The sequence below is a fragment of the Saccharothrix violaceirubra genome, assembly GCF_014203755.1.
Taxonomy (GTDB): Bacteria; Actinomycetota; Actinomycetes; order Mycobacteriales; family Pseudonocardiaceae; genus Actinosynnema; species Actinosynnema violaceirubrum.
Genome location: NZ_JACHJS010000001.1, coordinates 7,141,343 through 7,161,990 on the forward strand (window position 1 = coordinate 7,141,343; position 20,648 = coordinate 7,161,990).

Annotated in this window: 17 protein-coding genes; 7 read left to right on the forward strand and 10 right to left on the reverse strand. The window is 71.2% G+C overall.

Annotated elements, in window-relative coordinates; genetic code table 11:
• Positions 1-9 precede the first annotated feature (9 nt).
• Genes F4559_RS33165 through macS form a run of 3 tightly spaced genes read right to left on the reverse strand, consistent with a single transcriptional unit; the run spans position 10 to position 2,386 of the window.
• On the reverse strand, positions 10-591 hold the full coding sequence (locus F4559_RS33165; protein ID WP_184675005.1) for a DUF1707 SHOCT-like domain-containing protein: 582 nt from the start codon (positions 589-591) through the stop codon (positions 10-12).
• A 5-nt stretch (positions 592-596) separates the two neighbouring features.
• Positions 597-1,247 (reverse strand): response regulator, encoded by a 651-nt coding sequence (locus F4559_RS33170; RefSeq protein ID WP_184675006.1) that lies wholly within the window; start codon positions 1,245-1,247, stop codon positions 597-599.
• A complete protein-coding gene (gene macS / locus F4559_RS33175) occupies positions 1,244-2,386 on the reverse strand; it encodes a MacS family sensor histidine kinase (RefSeq protein WP_184675007.1) in 1,143 nt (380 codons plus the stop codon). The genes F4559_RS33170 and macS overlap by 4 nt, the downstream gene beginning before the upstream one ends.
• 169 nt (positions 2,387-2,555) lie before the next feature.
• On the opposite strand from macS, the gene F4559_RS33180 reads away from it, so the two are divergent.
• Positions 2,556-3,752, forward strand: coding sequence for a GGDEF domain-containing protein (locus tag F4559_RS33180; protein ID WP_184675008.1), 1,197 nt, complete (start codon positions 2,556-2,558; stop codon positions 3,750-3,752).
• A 4-nt stretch (positions 3,753-3,756) separates the two neighbouring features.
• Here the strand turns inward: F4559_RS33180 and F4559_RS33185 are convergent, their stop codons facing one another.
• Positions 3,757-4,908 carry an AI-2E family transporter gene (locus F4559_RS33185; RefSeq protein ID WP_312865946.1) on the reverse strand — a complete coding sequence of 384 codons (1,152 nt, stop codon included), beginning with the start codon at positions 4,906-4,908 and terminating at the stop codon, positions 3,757-3,759.
• 90 nt (positions 4,909-4,998) lie between these two features.
• On the opposite strand from F4559_RS33185, the gene F4559_RS33190 reads away from it, so the two are divergent.
• The 3 genes from F4559_RS33190 (at position 4,999) to F4559_RS33200 (ending at position 11,285) form a co-directional block, all read left to right on the forward strand.
• Positions 4,999-7,140, forward strand: a complete 2,142-nt coding sequence (locus tag F4559_RS33190) for a translocation/assembly module TamB domain-containing protein (protein WP_184675010.1) — start codon at positions 4,999-5,001, stop codon at positions 7,138-7,140.
• Positions 7,141-7,316: 176 nt separating this feature from the next.
• Positions 7,317-8,096, forward strand: coding sequence for a hypothetical protein (locus F4559_RS33195; protein WP_184675011.1), 780 nt, complete (start codon positions 7,317-7,319; stop codon positions 8,094-8,096).
• A 204-nt stretch (positions 8,097-8,300) separates the two neighbouring features.
• Entirely contained in the window at positions 8,301-11,285 is a 2,985-nt protein-coding gene (locus F4559_RS33200) for a beta strand repeat-containing protein (protein WP_184675012.1), read from the forward strand.
• 182 nt (positions 11,286-11,467) lie between these two features.
• On the opposite strand, the gene F4559_RS33205 is transcribed toward F4559_RS33200, so the two are convergent.
• Both F4559_RS33205 and F4559_RS33210 read right to left on the reverse strand, forming a co-directional pair.
• Positions 11,468-12,307, reverse strand: coding sequence for an exonuclease domain-containing protein (locus F4559_RS33205; protein WP_246445383.1), 840 nt, complete (start codon positions 12,305-12,307; stop codon positions 11,468-11,470).
• Positions 12,308-12,326: 19 nt separating this feature from the next.
• Positions 12,327-12,884, reverse strand: coding sequence for a TetR/AcrR family transcriptional regulator (locus tag F4559_RS33210; protein ID WP_184675014.1), 558 nt, complete (start codon positions 12,882-12,884; stop codon positions 12,327-12,329).
• Positions 12,885-13,170: 286 nt separating this feature from the next.
• Here F4559_RS33210 and F4559_RS33215 point away from each other — a divergent pair, with 286 nt between their 5' ends.
• On the forward strand, positions 13,171-13,569 hold the full coding sequence (locus F4559_RS33215) for a hypothetical protein (RefSeq protein WP_184675015.1): 399 nt from the start codon (positions 13,171-13,173) through the stop codon (positions 13,567-13,569).
• Between the two features lie 97 nt (positions 13,570-13,666).
• Here the strand turns inward: F4559_RS33215 and F4559_RS33220 are convergent, their stop codons facing one another.
• Entirely contained in the window at positions 13,667-14,347 is a 681-nt protein-coding gene (locus tag F4559_RS33220) for a TetR/AcrR family transcriptional regulator (RefSeq protein WP_184675016.1), read from the reverse strand.
• 40 nt (positions 14,348-14,387) lie between these two features.
• On the opposite strand from F4559_RS33220, the gene F4559_RS33225 reads away from it, so the two are divergent.
• On the forward strand, positions 14,388-15,521 hold the full coding sequence (locus tag F4559_RS33225) for an FAD-dependent oxidoreductase (protein WP_184675017.1): 1,134 nt from the start codon (positions 14,388-14,390) through the stop codon (positions 15,519-15,521).
• A 3-nt stretch (positions 15,522-15,524) separates the two neighbouring features.
• Here F4559_RS33225 and F4559_RS33230 read toward each other — a convergent pair whose 3' ends face one another.
• On the reverse strand, positions 15,525-16,460 hold the full coding sequence (locus tag F4559_RS33230; RefSeq protein WP_184675018.1) for an alpha/beta fold hydrolase: 936 nt from the start codon (positions 16,458-16,460) through the stop codon (positions 15,525-15,527).
• A 63-nt stretch (positions 16,461-16,523) separates the two neighbouring features.
• On the opposite strand from F4559_RS33230, the gene F4559_RS33235 reads away from it, so the two are divergent.
• The gene (locus tag F4559_RS33235) at positions 16,524-17,471 is read left to right on the forward strand and encodes a helix-turn-helix transcriptional regulator (RefSeq protein WP_312865947.1); all 948 of its coding nucleotides are present in this window, start codon (positions 16,524-16,526) and stop codon (positions 17,469-17,471) included.
• A gap of 31 nt (positions 17,472-17,502) precedes the next feature.
• Here F4559_RS33235 and F4559_RS33240 read toward each other — a convergent pair whose 3' ends face one another.
• Both F4559_RS33240 and dnaB read right to left on the reverse strand, forming a co-directional pair.
• A complete protein-coding gene (locus F4559_RS33240) occupies positions 17,503-18,930 on the reverse strand; it encodes a HEAT repeat domain-containing protein (RefSeq protein WP_184675020.1) in 1,428 nt (475 codons plus the stop codon).
• A 41-nt stretch (positions 18,931-18,971) separates the two neighbouring features.
• Complete coding sequence (gene dnaB, locus F4559_RS33245; RefSeq protein ID WP_425567935.1) at positions 18,972-20,333, reverse strand: replicative DNA helicase; 1,362 nt, start codon at positions 20,331-20,333, stop codon at positions 18,972-18,974.
• Between the last annotated feature and the right edge of the window lie 315 nt (positions 20,334-20,648).

Genomic DNA, 20,648 nt, shown 5'->3' on the forward strand with positions numbered 1-20,648 from the left:
AATACGCACTCAGAACCGACTGCACTTCTTCCGCTTGATCTCCACGGACCCCATCCGCACGGCACCGTGCACCACGAAGTGCGGACGCCCGCCCTCGCCGAACCCGACCCTGTCCTTCAGCGACCCGGCCGAGATCTCGATGCCGTGCGCGTTCACGGTCGACCCCTCGGGCACCACGATCCGCACCGACCCCGCCGTCACATCCAGCTCCACGTCCACCACGGCGTGCGGGATCTTCGCGTCGCGGAAGTCCAGGTCCGTCGATCCCATGTGGCTGCGGACGACCAGGCGCGGCGGCACGACCCACTCGCCCTTGCGCCGCACCGACGACATCCGCGAGGTCAGCTCCGTGCGCTCGCCGAACACCTCCGGCGAGCCGGGCTCCGACACCGCACGCGAGTCGTGCGTCACGCCCGGCAGGTCCAGCAGCACGGCGTTGAGCTGGCCACGCGTCTTGGCCGCCAACGCCGTGTCGGTCCGCTCGGTGAACTCGTCCAACGTGAGCAGCCCTCGGCCGATCGCCTTCTGGAGCACGCCCACGACGTGCTCGCGTTCGGCGTCCGACACGCGCAGATCCCTCGGGTTCGTCACGACCCTCACCCCTCCGGCTCGACGTCGAGCCCGTGTTCGATCGCGTACCGCGCCAGCTCGACGCGGTTGTGCAGTTGGAGTTTGCGCAGCGTCGACTGCACGTGGTTCTCGACGGTCCGGTGCGAGATGACCAGCCGGGTGGCGATCTGCCGCGCGGTCAGCCCCTTGGCCACGAGCCGCAGCACCTCGGTCTCCCGGTCGGTGAGCTGCGGTTTGTCCTCGTCCGGGGTGGCGGCCATGCGCCGGTACTCGCCGAGCACCAGGCCCGCGAGCCCGGCGGTGAACACCGCGTCGCCCGCCGCCGTCCGGTTGACCGCCTCGACCAGCTCCTCGGCCGACGCCGACTTCACCAGGTAGCCCGACGCGCCGGCCTTGACCGCCTCCAGCACGTCGCTGTGCTCGCCGCTGGCGGACAGCACGAGCACGCGCGTGCGCGACAGCGACCCGGTGATCATCGTGGTCGCCTCGACGCCGGTCTGCTCGCCCAGGTTGAGGTCCATCAGCACGACGTCGGGCCGCACCGCGCGGGCGATCCGCACGGCCGACGCCGCGTCGCCCGCCGTCGCCACCACGTCGAAACCGCGTTCGGCGAGGTCGCGCGCGACACCGTCACGCCACAGCGGGTGGTCGTCCACCACCATCACCGACACGCTCATCTGAACACCCGCATCTCCCACTCCGTGCCCTCGCCCGGCCCGGTCACCAGCTCAAGCGTGCCACGCAACGCCTCGACCCGGCCGCGGATGGACTTGGCGACGCCCATGCGCCCCTCTGCCTCAGCAGAGGCGAGTCGGCCCTCGGGGATACCGGGACCGTCGTCCCGGACGCTGATCACCACCTCCGCACCGAGGTCCTCCAGGAGCACCCACGCCTTCGCGGCGGGTCCGACGTGCTTGTCCACATTGGACAGTGCCTCGCGCACGACGGCGGTCAGCTCGAACGCGGTCGCGGTCGGCAGCATCACCTGGGTCGCGGGCGTCGACACCTGGAACCTGGGCGTGGCCAGCAGTTGCAGCGCGGGACGCAGGTCGGCGTCGCCGTCCATCGTGGATTCGGTCGGCGCGGCGGCGACCAGCGAGCGCAGCGCGATCTCCTGCTCGCCGGCGAGTTCGGCCAGCTCCGCGGCCTCGCCGCCCAGCTCGGACCCGCGCTTGCGGACGCGGGCCAGGACCTGGAGCACGCCGTCGTGGATCGACCGGGCGAGCCGCTCGCGTTCGGCCGTCGCCGCCTCGGTGCGCAACGCCTGGGCCAGCCGGACGGATGCCCGCTTGGCGGTCGTCGAGGCCATGCCGACGACGAACCCCGCGCCGGTGAGCAGCACGACGTCGCGCACCAGGTCGACACTGATCATGCCCCGGTTGAGGTAGGTGGACAGGCCGATCGCGAACCCGCCCACCGCGCCCGCGACCTGGCCGCCGAGCGCGCCGGCCGCGACCGCGGGGCCGCACGCCCAGATGGTCGTGATCAGCGGGATGTTGAGCAGGAACTGGACGTCGGACATGATCAACGGCGACATCGACATGAGCGCGCACGTGACGACCAGGTCGGCCACGACCACCCACGGCCGGCGTCCGCGCCGCCTGCTGTACGCCTGGATCGTGAACACGGACCACACGGCCATCGTGGCGATGACGGCACCGGCGAGCCATTGCCGGCGGTAGTCGTCGTACTGGATGACGGCGTTGCCCAAGGCGAACAAGAATGTGACTATGCGTAGTGCAACGGTTCCCCGCCAGAGGTGGGCAACCGGGTCGGCCGGCCCTGATGGCCCCCGTTCGGCAGGCTTTGTGTGCACGGTGTGCTCCCTTCGACGTCAATTCTGCCGTGCCCGAGTGGCGCAGCTAACCCCCAGGTGGCCGTCTGTTCGGCCCAGCGTCGGTGTGAAAAGCTGAAGGTTGTTACCGCCCGTGATTCGGTGGAGGGCCGCCGCGTCTTCGCCGAACCCGGCGGGGGGAGGGCTGAGGGTGCGAGTTTGGCCACTGTGGACGCTGCGCCGACCGGCGCTGGTCTACTGGCTGGCAGTCGATCTCGCCGCACTCGCAGTGATTTCGTACATCATCATCTCGTCGCAGCCGCCGACCGCCGCGGAAATCGGCACGTTCGGCGCGATCGGCGGCACCGCCGGATTCGTGATAATCGGGAGTTCCATCTACAGCCACCGGATCGGTGAGGACGAGCGGAACCCGTGGGCCGCGCATCTTTGTTATCTCACCGCCGGGATGGTCGCGCTTCCGTGCAATCTGATGGTGTTGCTGCTGTTCGGTCCGGCCCTGCACGGAGTGTTGTCACATCGCCTTGAATCACACCGTTGGGTGTTCACGCTTTCGGCGACCGCGCTGGCCCTGTTCGGCACACGTTCGATCATCGGCTGGGAAGAACCGCGCACCGGCATAGCCACCATGGTGTTCGCGTCGACCGTGCTGCTCGTCCTGCGCGCCGCGCTGATCGCGATCGGCCTCAAGCTGCGCAGCCCCGCCGCGCACCGGGACGAGGTCGTCGGCGAACCCATCGACGCGGTCCTGGGCGTCGTCGCGGTCAGCATCGGCGGGCTGATGGGGTTCGTGGCCACCGCGATGCCGGTCCACGTGCTCATGGCCGCCGCGCCGATGGCGTTGCTCGAACGCGCCGCACAACTGCCGCAGTGGCGCCGGTCCGCCCAGCGCGACGCGAAGACCGGCCTGGCCAACGCCGTGCACTGGGACGGCCGCGCCCGCTACGAGCTGTCCAAGGCCCGTCCGCGCAGCCGCCCGATGGCCGTGATGCTGCTCGACCTCGACCACTTCAAACGCGTCAACGACCGGGTCGGCCACCTCGCCGGCGACGCCGCGCTGTCCGCCATCGCGCTCCTGCTCACCGGCACGGTCCGGCGCGGCGACCTCGTCGGCCGGTTCGGCGGCGAGGAGTTCGTGGTGCTGCTGCCCGACGCCGAACCCGCCGTCGCCCGGTCCGTCGCGCAACGCGTGCGCCTGGCCGTCGCCGACCTGAGCGTCGACACCGTCGACACCGGCGGCCGGGAGCACCGGCTCACCGGCCTGACCGTCAGCATCGGCGTGTCGACGACCCAGCGGTTCGGCTACGAACTGCCCGACCTGCTCGTGGCCGCCGACTCCGCGTTGCTCGCGGCCAAGGGCTACGGCCGCAACGTGGTCGAGATGGCCTGATGGCCTAGACGTCCTCGACGCGTTCCCCGCCGGTGTCCTTCGGACCGGTCTCCTGCGGCTCGTGCACGTCGACGTCCTTCGGTTCGACCTCCTTGTCCGAGTCCGACAGCAACGACCGGATGCCCGAGTTCAGCACGGCCAGCAGCGGGACGGACAGCAGCGCGCCGGAGATGCCGCCGACGACCAGGCCGGCGGTGATCGCCAGCACCACGGCCAGCGGGTGCAGCTTGACCGCGCGGCCCAGCAGCAGCGGCTGGAGCACGTGGCTTTCCAGCTGCATCACGCCGATCAGCACGCCGAGCACCACGAGCCCGGCCACCGGACCGTTCGCGACCAGCGCGATCAGCACCGCGACCGCGCCCGTGATCACCGCGCCGACGATCGGGATGAACGCGCCGAGGAACACCAGCGCCGACAGCGGCACGATCAGCGGCACGCCGACCGCCCACAGCCCGATGCCCACGCCGACCGCGTCGACGACCGCCACCGCCGCCGTCGCCCGCACGTAGCTGACCAGCGACGCGAACCCGCGCCGGCCCGCGACGTCGGCGCGGTCGCGCACGTCGCCGGGCACGATCCGGATGATGAACCGCCAGATCCCGTCGCCGTCGTGCAGGAAGAAGATGAGGGTGAACAGGGCGAGGATGAACCCGGTCAGCAGCTCGCCGACGGTCGCGGCGGTGGTGAGCGCGCCGGAGGTGATCTCGGCCTGGTTGTCCTTGATCGTCTGGAGCACCTTGTCCAGGTACTGCTGCAACTGCACGTCGCTCAGGTGCAGCGGGCCGTGCTTGAGCCAGGTCTGGATGGTGTCGAGGCTCGTGCTGACCTGGGTCTGGAGGTCCGGCAGGCCCTTGGAGAACTCCGTGATCACGAACGTCAGCACGCCGCCGACCACGGCCAGCCCGCCGACCAGCACCAGGCCGGTGGCCAGGCCGCGCGGCACGCCCACCCTGGTGAGCTGCGACACCGCCGGCGACAGCAGTGCCGCGAGCAGCAGCGCGATCCCGGCCGGGATCATGATCGTGGCCAGGAACCCGACCACCTGGGCGACGACGTACAAGGCCGCGACGACCGCGACGAACCGCCAGCTCAACGCCGCGCTCACGCGCAGCAGCCGGGGCACCCTGGCACTGGACTCCGAGTCGATCCCGCTCACCCCGCCACCGTAACCGGCCGACCTGGTCATGCATGCGACAAAACACGCGAACCCTTCTCACGAGGGGTGCGCGGATGATCGGATCGACGCGTGACCGACGTCGAGAACGCCGTCCGCGCCGCCTTCGCCACCGGAACCCCGTTGCCGCTCGACGCGCCCGTGTCGGGCGACCTGCTCGCCGATCTGCTCACGTCCACGCCGCGTGGCCGGTCCGCGTTGCGCCTCCAGGGTGCCCGGATCACCGGTCCGTTCGCGTTGGCCGGTGCCCGCGTGCGGCACGTCGTCGACCTCGAGGACTGCACGTTCGACGAGGCACCCGACCTGCGCATGGCCCGGATGACCGGGTTGCGGCTGCGCGGCTGCCGCGTGCCGGGGCTGCTCGGCCGCAACCTGCGCGTGGGCAGCGACCTGGCCCTGGACCTGGGTTTCACCAGCGACGGCGTCGTGGACCTCACGGACTCGACCGTCGACGGCACGTTCCACCTCGCGGGCGCGGTGCTGCGCGGCGACGGTGAGCACGCGCTGCTCGCGGCCCGCATCCGGCTGTCCGGCTCGATGCAGGCGGTGGCGTTGCGCGCGGACGGCGAGGTGCGGCTGCGCGGTGCGAACGTCGGCGGCAGCGTGCACCTGGGCGGCGCGAGCCTGGTCAACGCGGACCAGGACGTGCTCGACGCGTCCGGCGTGACGATCTCGGGGAACCTGTTCTGCGACGCGGAAGGCGGCCGGTTCACCGCCGAGGGGCGCATCCTGCTCGACGGGTCGCGCATCGGCGGCGACGTGGTCTTCAGCGGTGCGCGCCTGCGCGCGGGCGTGGTCGACCGGCCGGTGCTGGTGATCCCGCGCGGCACGGCCGACGAGTCGGCGTCGCTGGTGTGCGACCGGCTCCGGGTCGACGGCAACGTGGAACTCGACGACGGGTTCACCTCCTCCGGTACGGTCCGGCTGTCCAACGCGGAGATCGGCGGCTACCTGCGCCTGTCCGGCGCGGTGATCGGCCGACGGCAGCCCGTGGAGGACGGTGACGCGCAGGAACGCATCCCTGTGGCGTTGCATGCCGACGGCATCCGTGTGCAAGGCGACCTCGAAGCGCGTGGTGCGGTCAACGGCGGGTTCGTGGGCGATGGCGTGCGCAAGACCGCGTTGCGGGTGTACGGCCAGGTCCGTCTCGTCGACGCGGAGGTGCGCGGCAGCGCCAGCCTGTCCGGGGTGAAGCTGCACGCGCCCGGGTTCGACGTGCTGTTCGCGGACCGGCTGACCGTCGGCGGCACGCTGTTCCTGCGCGACCTGCGCGCGGAAGGGTCGTTGCGGCTCCAGAACGCGCACATCGGGTCCACGCTCGACCTCTCCGGCGCGAAGTTGCGCAACCCCCGGCGCAGACCGGACGGCACCGTGAAGCCGTCGATCGACGCGCGCGTGGCCACGGTGGGCAAGGACCTCTTGTGCAGCCAGGGCTTCGAGGCGGCCGGCGGCGTGCGCGTCCGGTTGGCGGAGATCGGCACGATGGCCACGTTCGCGCACGCCAGGCTGGGCGGGCCGGGCAGCGAGGTGGGGCTCAACGCGCACGGGCTGAAGACGCGGGTGTTGCGGCTGCCCGAGGAGCACGTGCCGGAGGGGCGCGTGATCCTGACGCGGGCCGAGGTGTCCGCGGTGACCGACAGCGAGGCGTTGTGGCAGGCGACCGGCGGCGTCGAGGTGGAGGACTTCACCTTCGACTCGATCACCGCGAACCCGGCCGTGGACGTGCGCACGCGGTTGGCGTGGCTGCGCAAGGTGCAGCCAGACTTCGTCCCCGGTCCTTATGAACAGCTCGCCGCCATGTACCGGGACGGCGGGGAAGAGGAGTTGGCGCAGCAGGTCCAGTTGGAGAAGCAGCACCGCCGGTACTCCGAGCTGGGCCGGGCCGGGCAGGTGTGGGGTCTCCTCCAGCGCTGGACGGTCGGCTACGGGTACCGGCCGTGGCTGGCGATCGCCTGGCTGGGTGCGTTCTGGCTGGCCGGTGCGCTGTGGTTCCTCGGCCACGAGATGGTGCGGCTCAACGACGACGAGTCGCCGGTGTGGAACCCGTGGCTGTTGTCGATGGACCTGCTGCTGCCGATCGTCGACCTGGGCCAGGACGGCAAGTGGCGGTTCGTCGGCGCCTCGCAGTGGATCTCGGGGACGCTCGTGGCGGTCGGCTGGATCCTGGCCTCGACGGCCGCGGCGGGCGCGACCCGGGTGCTCAAGCGGACCTGACCTGGGTGACTACTCCCGGTGATGTGTTACAGCACACAGTGTCGATCACACGATCCGGGGAACAGCCCGCGAAGTTGATGCGAACGCCCCTCGCCGACTGGCAATCTCGTCGCCGTCGGACCGGTGGTGATCACCTCGCCGACAAGACCCCAGTCCTTTCAGGTGGAGGTACCGCGTTGTCCGCAGTCGACCGGCACACGGGAGCGAGCCGCATTCGGCGGCTGCTCACCCGTGCGCTGCTCGTCGCGGGCGGCACGTTGGCGGGCACCACCGCCGCCTGGGCGTTGTCCGACGCGTCCGCGTCCGCGCTGCCCCTCGACCAGGACCTGGTCCCGGTCGTCGGCGAGGCGCCGACCCTGGAGTCGGTCGACCTCACGCCCGTCGGGGACGCCGTGCGCGCCCTCGACTCGGTCGTGCAGGTGCCCGACGCTCCCGCGCCGAAGCTCGACCGCGTCGCCGAGCAGGTCCGCGACACGGTCACCACCTGGCTCGTCCCGCACGAGGCGGTCGCACCGGTCGTCGACACCTTCAAGGTCGCCGTACCGTCCGCCCCGTCGCGCGTCGACTCCCGCCCCACCGCCACCGCCGTGCCGGTCGAAGAAGCCGGCACCCCGGAGGCGCACGAGGCGGACCACGCGGTCGCCCCGACCGTCCCGTCGACCCGCTCGTTCGCGGCCGGGTCGGAGGCGGCGGCGGTCGAGGCGTCCGCGGCGTCGGCGTCCGCGCCGACGTACCCCGCCGGTCTTCCGTCCAAGCCGTTCTCGCCCCCCGCGGGCGTGCCGGTCCACTGCACCTGCGGTGGCGACGGTTCCGGCAACTCCTACCAGGGCAACGCGCTGTCTTCCGGCGCGTTCGCCTTCTCCGGCGACGAGTCCGCCATGACCGGCGCGGCACTGCCCGCCGGCCGGCGACCAGCCGTGTCCCCGGGCAAACAGCCCGGCGTCACGCCGGACTGATCCCACACCGCGCGGTCCGCGGCGGCCCTTCCGGCCCGCCCCGGTGATCGACCGTCGCGCGGTGCACCACGCGCATCGAGAACGGTCGGGATGCCGCGTCCCCAGAACCACCTCTCAACCCGGGCGGCCGTCGAGCCCCGACGTGTGCGCACGTCCGCCCCCACACCAAATCCCCCTCCGCAGGGACATCACTAAGGAGACCTCATGAGCACCTGGGCCAAGCGCGGCATCAAGACCGCACTTGTCACCGGTGGTTTGCTGATGCTCGGCACGGGCATCGCGTCCGCGCAGGACGCCAGCCCCGACGCGCAGCCGAAGGGCGTGGACGCCACCAACGTCCTCGACGTCAAGGCCAAGGTGCCGGTCGTCGTCGACCAGAACAAGGTCGGCCTGCTCAACGGCACGCAGGACGCCCCCGAGTTCAACCGCACGATCGAGACCCCGAGCGTCAACGAGGTCCTCGGCGGTCGCTCCAACCCGCTGTTCCGCGGCGTGCAGGGCACGCTGAGCCGCGCCGAGACCGGCACGGCGATCGGCGGCAACAAGGTCGTCGGCGACGTCGTCGCACCGGTCACGGTGTGCGGCAACGCCATCGCGGCCGGCGGCAACGCCAGCGTCCAGGGCGCCGAGTGCGACCAGTCCGTGGAGAGCACCCGCACCACCGAGACGACCGGCGAGCGCGGCACGATCGCGGGCAACGTCGTCTCCGTCGCCGCCGCCGAGTCGGCCCAGGCGACCGGCAACGCGATCGCGGTGGTCGGCAACGCCGACGCGAGCACCACCGCCTCCCAGGACGCCACCGCCGGTGGCGACGTCACCACCAACGGCGAGCGCGGCACGATCGCGGGCAACATCGTCGCCGTCCAGAACGCGACTCCGGTCCAGGTCACCAACAACGCGATCTCCGGCGTCGGCAACGCCCGCAGCGAGTCGACCGCCGACAACACCGCGACCGCGCCCGGCTCGTTCCTGACCGACGGCGACCGCGGCGCCATCGCGGGCAACGTGATCGCCAGCCCGACCGCGCCGATCGCCGCCCTGAACGGCAACGGCATCGCGGGCGTCGGCAACGTCGAGACGTCGGCCGAGAACACGGCAACCGCCGACGCCGGTACCACGCACCCCGGCATGAACGGCATCGAGAGCTGGCTGGAGACCTCCGGCCACGACGCCGTGCTCGGGGGCAACGCGGTCCAGCCGCAGGTCTCCGGTCCGGTGTCGGTCGACGACAACGCCGGCGGCGTGCTGGGCAACTCCGACGTGATCAGCTCGACCGAGAACTACTCCGAGGTCGGCGGGTTCACCAGCACGCGGGGCACGGACTCGGTGCTGTCGGGCAACCTCGGCGACGCGCCCGTGGCGCTGCCGTCGTCCGTCGGCGGCAACGCGGCCGGCGTGCTGGGCAACACCTCGGCCGACCACACCAACGACGTCACCTCGGTGGCGGGCAGCGGCACCTTCACCGACGGCGACGGGTCGGTGCTGGGCGCCAACCAGGTCGTCGCCCCGGTCGGCGGCGCGATCGACCAGTGCGGCTCGGGTGTCACGGCCGCCGGCGTCGCGGACGCGGTGTGCAGCAACAACGTCCTCAACGAGGTCGGCGGCTACAACGGCACCCGCGGCAACGACAGCGTGGGCGCGGGCAACGTCGGCCAGATCCCGATCATGGTTCCGGGCGAGAGCTTCGGCAACAGCCTCGCCGTCGGCGGCAACGCCTCCGGCACCACGGTCGAGGAGAAGGGCGTCCAGGTCGGCGGGGACACCAACACCCGCGACGACAACGGCGTGATCTCCAGCAACGCCGCCCAGATCCCGGCCGTGCTGGGCGCCCAGGCGTTCGGCAACTCGCCGGCCGTGGTCGGCAACTCCAACTCGGCGGCCGACGCGCAGACCACGCTGAACGCGGGTGGCGACGCCGTCGCGAACGGCGACCACGGCTCGCTGTCGGGCAACATCCTCCACGCGCCGACCACCAACCCGGTCCAGGCGTACGGCAACACCCCGATCGTGATCGGCAACGGCTCGTCCACCGCGTCGAACGTGCTGGACGCGACCTCGGGCGGCAAGTCCACCACCTCGGGCACGAACGGGGCGGGCGCGGGCAATGTGATTGCGATTCCGCAGGGCACCTCCCCCACGGCGGCCGGCCACTCGGCGGGCGTGCTGGCCAACACCGAGTCGCAGATCGACAACACGTTCTCCGGTGTGTCCGGCGGCGACATCGCCACGAACGGCGACGGCGGCGCGCTGTCCGGCAACGGGATCACCGCGCAGTCGGCGACGCCGTCCCAGGCGTTCGGCGACGGTGTCGCGGTCGGCGGCAACTCGGACGCGTCGTCGGTGAACGACTCGACGCTGGTGTCCGGCGGCAACAACGAGACGTCGGGTGAGGACGCCTCGGTGTCCGGCAACCTGATCACGGTGCCCGCCACCACGCAGCCCAGCGCCCACGGCGACTCCGTGGCCGCGCTTGGCAACGCCGACTCGGAGGTCGTGAGCACGGCCCTGTCGCAGGCCGGCGGCGAGAGCACCACGCAGGGCAGCGGTTCGCTGGCGGGCAACCACCTGCTGAACGTGCCGGCGAACGTCGTGGCCCGCGCCTACGACCAGCCGGTCGAGGTCCTCGGCCAGGCCGACACGGACGTGGCCGACGAGAACACCCTGATCACCGGCACGAAGCAGAGCTCCGACGGCAAGAGCATCATGCTCCCGGCCGAGCTGGACAGCCTGATGGGTGCCACCGACGTGCCGAGCCTGGACAACCTGCGCACCATGCCGCGCGTGGACACGCTGCGCGACGAGCGCTCGTTCCACGGCACGCTGCCGACCGAGGGCGTGCCCGGCCTGGACATCGTGCCCGGCCTGGCCGGCGTGCCGGGTCTCGACGGCGTGCCCGGCCTGGACGGCGTCGGCCTGCCGATCGGCCGCACCCAGCGCAACATGGGCACCCTGCCGGTCGTGATCCCGGGCCTGCCCCTGGTCCTCCCGGTCCCGGGCGTGGCCCAGCCCCGCACCCTGACCCCGAGCCTGCCCACCCCGGCCCTGAACGGCCTGACCGTGGACCCGCTGGCCGGCGCCCTGGCCCCGATCCGCGGTGAGCGCACCGCCGCCCCCGCCCTGGCCAACCTGGACACCCTGAGCATGTTCGGCGACCTGGACGACACCACCGTCCTCCCCCGCCTGTCCTGACAAGCCGCTTCACCCTCCCAACGGGAAAGCCCCCGGCCCCACGCGGCCGGGGGCTTTCCCTCTGGCACGGACATCGGTCCTGCCGGGGCCGTGTGCTGCCAGGCGCTACCGCCGTGGTGGACCTGGGTCAGGACCCTGATGCACCGCCTCCACCGGCATCTCCGGGATTCCGCACCGACCCGCTATACGAGTTCCTCCGGACCGGCGGCGTGCAGGAGTGCGGCGAAGTCGTCCTCCGACACGATCGGTACCCCGTACTGCCGGGCGCGGCGTGCCTTGGTCGACAACGAGAACGGGTCGGCGGCGACGACCACGCTGGTCGTCCGCGTGACGTACCCGTGGTTCACCCGCAGGCCCGCGGCGCACGCGCGATCCACCCACACCTCACGGTCTTCGCGCATGCGGCCGGTGAACACCACGAGATCGCCGGGGGTCAGCGTCACCGACACGGATTCGCGCGTGAGGCGACCCTGGCCGCGTCGCACTTCGGCGACGTCGGAAGGCATTCGCGGCCAAGGCACGGTCACGCCGCCCAGCGGGCCGCGCCGCAGGTAGTAAGCGAGCAAGGACGCCGTGGCGCGCGCGTCGGCCAAAGCCTCATGTGCGCTGCCGAGAGGCACTCCCGCTGCGGCGCAACAGGCTTCGAGCGATCGCGCCCCCGGCAGGAAACGCGACGCGAGGCGCATCGTGCACAGGCCGTCGACGTCGAGGTCCGTGCCGAGGCGCGCGAATTCGGTGCGCAGGAACCGCGCGTCGAACGCCAGGTTGTGGGCGACAAGCACATGTCCTTCAAGCCGTTCGGCCACGGCGCCCGCGGCCTGTTCGAACGTCGGCGCGTCCCACACGTCGGCCGCGCTGATGCGGTGCACGTGCTGCGGACCGAGATCGCGTCCGGGGTTGAGCAGCGTGCACCACTCGTCGGTTACGCGGCCCGCATCGTCCAGCCGCACGACCGCGATCTCGATGACCCGGTCCAGCCTGGTGAACCCGGTCGTCTCCACGTCGACCACGGCGTACCCCATGATCGACGAAGGGTACCGATCACCGGAACGCGCCCAGTGCGACATCGACCAGCGTTTCGACGAAGTCCGGGGTCAACGGGGCCGTTCGCAGCAACCACCGCTGGTACAACGGACCCAGCAGCAGTTCGACGGCCATCCCGAGGTCGAGATCGCGCCGCACCTCGCCCAACCGCCGCGCCACCGCGAGCCGTTCCTCCACCGCGACCCGCCGCGGCGCGAGCAGGAGCATCACCAGATCGGTCCGCCCTTCGTGCACCAACGCCCGGCACACCTGGTCGAACCGCCGTTCGCACACCTCGGCCACGGCGGCGAGCAGCTCGTCGGTCAGGTCGTCGACCACCTCGCCCCGCCGCACCCCGCCCACGACGGCCACCGGCCCCAACTCGACGAAGGCGTCGAACAGCAACGCCCCCTTGGACTCCCACCACCGGTAGATCGTCTGCTTGCCGACCCCGGCGCGGGACGCGACGGCCTCGACCGTCAGCCGCCCGTACCCGACCGCCACGACCAGTTCCAAAGCGGCTTCCAGCACGGCAAGCCGCGACCGCTCACTACGCCGCGCCGCGTCGGGAGGCATCTCTTGATCGTAAGCGCGGTCAAGTGGTCGTTTACACAAAAACCTGGTCCGAGCTGCTGCGGAAGGCCGCGTCGGTAAGTCGCCCGAAGGGGGTCATCCGACGATCGGGCCACCGTTCTGTCCTTTGTGGACAATCCAATCCTCCTATCCCACAAGGGGGATCGGTTGGCAAGGGCGCCCAGATGTGATCATCGACGCCCCCGGACGGCGGTAGGTGGTGTGAGGCGTGCTCGGTCAGGCTGACGAGGTCCAGACCAATAACGGAGTGGGGGCTCTCATGCGTGGCTTGATCGAAAGCAAGCGCGTCGTCCGGACTTTCGCCGTCGTGGCCGCAGCCGCCGGCGCGCTCGCCATCACCGCCGGCCCGGCATCCGCCGCGCCGGAGACCACGGGTTGCACCGCGAGCAACCTGATCACCTCGCCGTCGACCCGGCAGGTGGGGTGGACGGTGGACTGCACCGACCGCCGCTACGTCTTCGCGGACATCACCGTGTTCTCGGGCGGCTCGGTGAGCAGCAACCCGCAGGACACCAAGTGGGTCAACGCCGGTGACAGCTGGCAGAACCTGAACACCTACGCGCAGACGAACCCGGCGATCGACCACCTCTGCGTCCACCTGGTGACGTACGTGGACCCGACCAACCCGTTCGACCAGCCCGTGGTCATCGGTCACCAGTGCGTCTGATCCGCTGATCACGTCGGTGTGAACGGCCTCGGCCGTCCCGCTTCGGGGCGGCCGAGGTCTTTTGTCGACAAAGGGACATCGGAACCGCGAAGGCGCGTCAGTCCGGGATGCGTGCGGCGATGCCGTCGAGCAGGAAGTCCAGGCCCGCCTGGAAGGTCTGTTCCGCGTCCAGGTGGGGGCCGTCGTGGACGACCTTGGCCAACGCGGGGAAGCGGCCGGTCGCGAAGGTCCGGTTCAAGTACGGGCCGTAGGTCGTCTGCCATTGCTCCCGGTCCATGCCGGAGGCCCGTTCGGCACGCCTTTCGGTGATCTCCCGGCGTACCGCGCCGATCACGTACGCGTTGACCGCGGCGATCGCGGGCACGGCCACGTGCAGACCGACGTCGCCCATTCCCGCCGCCGCGGCCTCACCGCAGGCCAGCGTGTTCGGGCCCAGTTGGGGACGCCCGCCGAGCAGGTCCGCCAGCCACTCGTGCCGGTACGCGGTCCGGCGGACGGTTTCGGCCAGGGAGCGCAGCACCTCCCGCCAGTCGTCCCCGGTCGCCCTGATCTCCGCGTGGACGGCGTCGACCATCAGGTCGAGCAGTTCCTCCTTGGTGGCGATGTAGCCGTACAGCCGCATCGGTCCGACGTCGAGCGTCGCGGCGACCTTGCGCAGCGACACCGCGTCCAGGCCGTCCGCGTCGGCCAGGCGGATCGCCGCCCGGACGATCCGCTCCCGGCTCAGCGCGGCCGGCACCGGTCGGTCCGGCGGCTCCGGTCGTTCCCACACCACCATGGCGAGGACAGTACATCGGCTCGTGCGATACGCTGTATCGATGAATACAGTGTATCGGGACAAGGTCATCGCCATCGTCGGAGCCGGGCTGGGCGGCTTGACCCTGGCGCGGGTGCTGCACGTCAACGGCATCGAAGCCGTCGTCTACGAACGTGAGTCGGCGCGCGACGCGCGCGATCAGGGCAGCATGCTCGACATCCACTCCGGGCAGCGGGCGTTGCGCGAGGCCGGACTGATCGACGGGTTCCACGCCGTCGCCCGCGGCGCCGGGCAGGACATGCGGCTCCTCGAACCCGACGGAACCCTCCTGCTCCAGGAGGACACGCCCGACGACGCCCCGCTCCTGCGACCCGAGGTGGACCGCGCCGACCTGCGCGGCTTACTGCTCGACTCCCTTCCGGAGCACACGGTGCGCTGGGGGCACGCGTTCGAGTCCGCCGCCGCCGGCGAGGTGCGCTTCGCCGACGGCGGCCGAGCGACGTACGACCTGCTGGTCGGCGCCGACGGTGCGAACTCCCGGGTCCGCGCGTTGCTCACCGACACTCGGCCTGCGCACCTCGGCCACAACGGCGTCGAACTCCGCATCCCCGACGTCGAGCGCACCCACCCCGACCTCGCGGCGATGGTCGGGCGCGGCAACCTCTGGGTGCTCGGCGACGGGAAATCCCTGGCGGCGCAACGCAACGGCGACGGCAGCGTGCGCGTCGGCGTCAGCTTCTACAACACCGACGAGCACTGGTTCACCGGCAGCGGCATCCCGTTCGACGACCCGGCCGCCGCCCGTGCCCGCCTGATCGAACTGCTCGCGGGTTGGCACCCGCGGTTCATCGCGCTGATCGCGGCGTGCGACGACATGATCGTGCCGCGCTCGCTCGCCGCCCTCCCGGTCGGTTTCACCTGGCCGTCGGCGCCGGACGTCACGCTGCTCGGCGACGCCGCGCACCTGATGCCGCCGGTGGGCGAGGGCGCCAACATGGCACTGCTCGACGGCGCCCGGCTCGCTCTCGCCCTGGTCGCGCACCCGGACGACTTCCCCGCCGCCATCGCGGAGTACGAACGCGAGATGTTCGAACGCACCGCCGCCGCGGCCCGGATGTCCGCACGGATGCAGGACCTGCTGATGTCGCCGGACGCCGCGCAGCGGATGCTCGAGTTCTTCCGACCCGGCGCGTAGGCGTCAGGCGCCTTCGTGGCGTGCCAGCCAGTCCAGGATCACCCGGTTGGTCTCCGCCGGCAGCTCCTGCTGGATCCAATGGCCGCAGTCCAGCGAGACGACCTCCACCTCCGGCACGAACTCCGCCAGCCGGTCGGACTTCGCGACCAGGTCCCGATCGCCGTAGATCATGAGTGCGGGTCGCCGGATGACCGGGTCCGCGTCGGCCAGCAGGTGCCAGTTGCGGTCCAGGTTCCGGTACCAGTCGACGCTGCCGGTGAACCCGGTCGCCTTGAAGGAGGAGACGAAGACGTCCAGTTCGTCCTCGCTCATCAGGGGCTCGCCGAGAGGTTCTTCGGCCCTGGCGAGGTCGATCAACGCCATTCCCGGCTGGGGCGCCCTGGGGGGCTCGTTCTTCCGGTACAGGTTGCGGAGGAACCGGTACGGGTTCTCGTCGAACACGGCCTCCGCGACGCCCGGCTGCCGGTTGAAGTGGACGAAGTAGAAGTCGCCGCCGAACACCGCCTCCATGAACTCGATCCAGGGCAGTTCGCCACGTTCCTGGTAGGGCAGGCTCAGGTTGATCACCTGGCTCACCCGGTCCGGGTGCAGCAGGGCCAGTCCCCAGACGACGAACGCGCCCCAGTCGTGGCCGACGAACGTGGCGTCCGCGTAGCCGTAGTGGTCGAGAAGCGCGACGAGATCGCCCGTCAGGTGCGCGATGTCGTAGTCCGTCACCTCGGTCGGACGCGACGAGTTCCCGTATCCCCGCTGGTTGGGGACGATCACGTGGTAGCCGGCCGCGACGAGGGCGGGCACCTGGTGGCGCCAGGAGAAGGCGTGCTCCGGCCAGCCGTGGCAGAGCACGATCGGCTTTCCGGGCCGACCCGCCTCGAAGACTTCGAGTTCCACGCCGTTGACCGGCACGACGGTGGGTTTCGGGAAATCGGTGGTGGTCATGGCGCCATGGTGCGGACTGAAACCGGTCACCTCATGACCGGTTTTCGTGGCAATGTCGTCGGCGTGCGAACCGATCGGTTGGTGGCCGTCCTGCTCCTGCTGCAACGACGTGGGCAGGTGACGGCGGCCGAGGTCGCCCGTGAGCTGGAGGTCGCCGAACGCACCGCCCGCCGCGACCTCGACGCCCTGGCCATGGCCGGGGTGCCGGTGTACTCCGTGCAGGGTCGGGGCGGCGGCTGGCGACTCGTAGGCGGCGCCCGCACCGACCTGTCCGGGTTGACCGCGAGCGAGGCCCGTGCATTGTTCCTGGTCGCCGGCCCTGCCTCGGCCGCCACGCCGCCGGTGAAAGCGGCGCTGCGCAAGCTCGTCCACGCCCTGCCGGAGCCCTTCCGGGGCGAGGCCGAGGCAGCGGCGTCGTCGCTGGTCACGGACCCGAACCGGTGGGGGTCGAGTCGGGTCGGACCCAGACCGCCCCGCTTCCTCGACGACCTCCAGGACGCGGTGATCCGCGGCGTCCAGGTGCGGCTGCGCTACGTCGACCGCGCGGGCGCCGAGACCGAGCGGACCGTCCACCCGCTCGGCATCGTCGCCAAAGGTCCGTCCTGGTACCTCGTCGCCGGGACCGAGGCCGGTCGCCGGACCTTCCGGGTCGACCGCGTGTCGGCCGCCGACCCGACCGGCGAACCCGTGCACCGACCCGAGGACTTCGACCTCGCCGAGAGCTGGCGCGAGATCGCCGACGAGGTCGACCGCAGGCGGATGCCCCTGGAGATCCAGGCGGTGTGCACGCCCGGCGGGATGGGCATCCTCCGGCTGGCGCTGGGCGGCCGGCTCGACGTGGGTGGCACGACGGCCGACGGCCGCATCGAGGTCGTGATCCGGGGTCAGGACGAGTACGTGGTCGCCGGCGAGCTGTCCGGGCTGGTCGAATGGGTCGAGGTGACCGGTCCGCCGAGCGTGCGGGACCGCCTGGCGTCGATCGGCACCGCGCTGGTCGAGCGCTACGGCTGAGACCGCTGTGGACGTGAGGTCGGCCGGGTGTCTACAAAGGACGGTTGGTGGCCCGCAGTGCCGCCGAGGCGGCGGATCGGACGGCCGGGTGCGGGTCGACCAGGGCGTCGGCGAGGAGGGAACGCAGGCCCTCCGGGGCCGTTCTGCCCAGAGCGGTCGCGGCGTTGGCCCGGACGCGCGGCCTGGGGTCGCGCAGGGCCTCGGTCAGCGGCGGGAGCGTCTTCTCGTGGGTGATCCGCCCCAGCGCCGCGGCGGCGCGGGACCGGACGATTTCGTCCTCGTCCTTGAGTGCGTTGGTCAACGACCACAGTCTGTTCGAGTCGGCATGGTGGCCGAGGACCCAGACGACGGCGCGGCGGACCACAGGGTCTGGATGGCGGCCGAACAGAGACGGCGGCCTCCCGGCGCGGGCGAGGATTCGGCCGGCGAGCTTGCGGACCCGCCGCTCGTCGGTGGTCTGCAGCACCCGCTCCGCGGTGGGAACGATCGAGTCGTCGGGCAAGCGGGCCAGGCCGGTGAGGGCGGCGTGGACGTGCGGACCGTCGCAGGCGGCGGCCAACCGGCCGACCGCGCGGTGGTCGCCATGCCTGGCCAGCACACGGACGGCCTGTGCCCGGACGTCGGGGTGGACGTCGTCGGTGGCTTCGAGGGCGGCCGAAGCCACCAGCGGCCCGCCGATCCGGTTCAGGGCCGAGAGGGCGCACTCGCGAACGTGGGGCGAAGCGTGGCCCAGGAGTGGCACGATCGCCGGCGCGGCCTCCAATGCCTTGAGCTTGCCCAATGCTTCCACCACGGGTAGCGCCTGGGTGCCGTCGGACTCGCGCAGGACCTCGACGAGCGGTCCGGTCGCCTCGACGACCCGCAGCTCGCCGAGCACTTTCGCGGCGGCGAAGCGACCCGGGCGACGGTGGTGCAGGTGCCCGATCAGGGCCGGCACGACCCGCGGGTCGCCGGCCCGGATCAGCGCCTCGGCGATGTCGTGCTCTGTGCCGTAATGGACGTCCCCCAGTGTGTCGGCGAGGATGTCCAGCCGTCTCGGGTCGCTCGACTCGGCGATGCGCCGGGCGGCGTGGCGGACGACCCAGAGCCGACTCCGATCCGTCTTGTCCAGCAGCGTGACCAGCAGGTCGAACACCGTGTCCGACGACTGCGGGGTCAGACCCTCCAATGCGGCTTCGACGACGCTGACGTCGGGGTCGGACAGCGCTCGGACGAGAATCGGCTGAGCGGCGGGATCGCGGCCGGAGCCGAGCGTGCGGACCGCGATGGTGCGGACCCAGTGGTCCGGGTGTGCCGCCATGGTGGCCAACCAGACCGCACCTGCCTGGTCGACCACGACCGCGCGTGCGTGGCGGTAGAGCGCTTCGTACGCTTCGGTGCGCTTTGCCCGGGTCGGTTCGAGGGCGACCAACCGTGCGACCAAGGCGTCCCCGGTGGCGATATCCGAATGGTTGTGCACGACGTCCACTGTGCCTGGCCGAACCGACGGGGAAGCGGGGATCAGGACTGGGCCAGGTCGGCGAAGCGGCTGTAGTGGAGCTGGTGCGCCACGGTGATCGTGGCCGTCGGACCGGCACGGTGCTTGGCCAGGATCAGGTCGGCCTCGCCCGCGCGGGGGTCGTCGCGTTCCCACGCGTCCGGGCGGTTGATCAGGATGACCATGTCGGCGTCCTGTTCCAGCGAACCCGACTCACGCAGGTCCGACAGCATCGGGCGCTTGTCGGTGCGTTGTTCCGGACCTCGGTTCAGCTGGCTGATCGCGATCACCGGAACCTCCAGTTCCTTGGCGATCAGCTTCAGGTTCCGGGAGAACTCCGACACCTCCTGCTGGCGGGACTCGGTGCGCTTGCCCGACGACATCAGCTGGAGGTAGTCGACGACGACCAGGCGCAGGTCGTGCCGCTGCTTGAGCCGCCGGGCCTTGGCCCGGATCTCCATCATGGTCAGGTTCGGCGAGTCGTCCACGAACAGCGGTGCCTCGCTGATCTCGCTCATCCGCCGTGCCAGCCGGGTCCAGTCGTCGTCGCTCATCCGGCCGCTGCGCATGTCGCCGAGCCGGATCTTGGCCTCGGCCGAGAGCATGCGCATGACGATCTCGGTGCGGCTCATTTCCAGCGAGAAGATCGCGCTGGTCAGGCCGTGCTTCACCGAGCACGACCGGGCGAAGTCCAGGCCCAGGGTCGACTTGCCGACGCCGGGACGGGCGGCGACGATGATCATCTGGCCGGGGTGCAGGCCGTTGGTCAGCTCGTCGAGGTCCGCGAAGCCGGTCGGGATGCCCAGCGACGAGCCGCCGCGCGACGCGATGGCGTCGATCTCGTCCATGGTCGGCTGGAGCAGTTCCTCCAGCACGACGTAGTCCTCGGTGGTGCGCCGCTCGGTGACCTCGTAGATCGCGGCCTGTGCCCGGTCGACCACCTCGTCCACGTCGGCGCCCTCGGCACCGTTGTAGCCGAGCTGCACGATGCGCGTCCCGGCTTCGACGAGCCGCCGCAGCACCGCCTTCTCGGCCACGATCTCCGCGTAGTACGACGCGTTCGCGGCCGTCGGCACGGTCGCGATCAGCGTGTGCAGGTACGGCGCCCCGCCCACCCGCAGCAGCTCGCCGCGCCGCTCCAGCTCGGCGGAGACCGTGATCGGGTCGGCCGGCTCGCCCCGGCCATACAGGTCGAGCACGCAGTCGTACACGGCCTGGTGCGCGGGCCGGTAGAAGTCGTTCGGCGCGAGCACCTCGACGACGTCCGCGATCGCGTCCTTGCTCAGCAGCATGCCGCCCAGCACGGACTGCTCGGCGGCGAGGTCCTGCGGCGGCTGCCGTTCGAACCCGGGCTCGGCCATGCCCCGGTCGTCCACCAACGCCACCGCGAACTCACCTCCGGACTCGTCCAGCTTCGTTCTACCCCGGGGGTACGACATTTTCCGCACGCCACGCTCGGGGGACGGTCGGACGCTAGAGCCACCCGGATGGCGCAGGCAAACGCGCCTGTGGACAAACCCGTGGACAGCCTGGGGATGGTTGCCCACAGTCGGGCACAGAGCTGGGGATAGCTGTGGACAACCTGGGGACAACTTGCGCTCTGGCGGAAGTCATCGCAGGTCAGACCCTGTGGATGAATTTGTGGACAAATCCTTTGTCACAACTTCGGCGTGTCGCGTGTAACCGGTCCTACGGCGTGT

Coding starts and splice junctions, on each gene's coding strand:
- F4559_RS33170 (WP_184675006.1), bottom strand. CDS start 1,247: ATGAGCGTGTCGGTGATGGTGGTGGACGACCACCCGCTGTGGCGTGAC.
- F4559_RS33200 (WP_184675012.1), top strand. CDS start 8,301: ATGAGCACCTGGGCCAAGCGCGGCATCAAGACCGCACTTGTCACCGGT.
- F4559_RS33205 (WP_246445383.1), bottom strand. CDS start 12,307: ATGGGGTACGCCGTGGTCGACGTGGAGACGACCGGGTTCACCAGGCTG.
- F4559_RS33210 (WP_184675014.1), bottom strand. CDS start 12,884: ATGCCTCCCGACGCGGCGCGGCGTAGTGAGCGGTCGCGGCTTGCCGTG.
- F4559_RS33220 (WP_184675016.1), bottom strand. CDS start 14,347: ATGGTGGTGTGGGAACGACCGGAGCCGCCGGACCGACCGGTGCCGGCC.
- F4559_RS33225 (WP_184675017.1), top strand. CDS start 14,388: ATGAATACAGTGTATCGGGACAAGGTCATCGCCATCGTCGGAGCCGGG.
- F4559_RS33230 (WP_184675018.1), bottom strand. CDS start 16,460: ATGACCACCACCGATTTCCCGAAACCCACCGTCGTGCCGGTCAACGGC.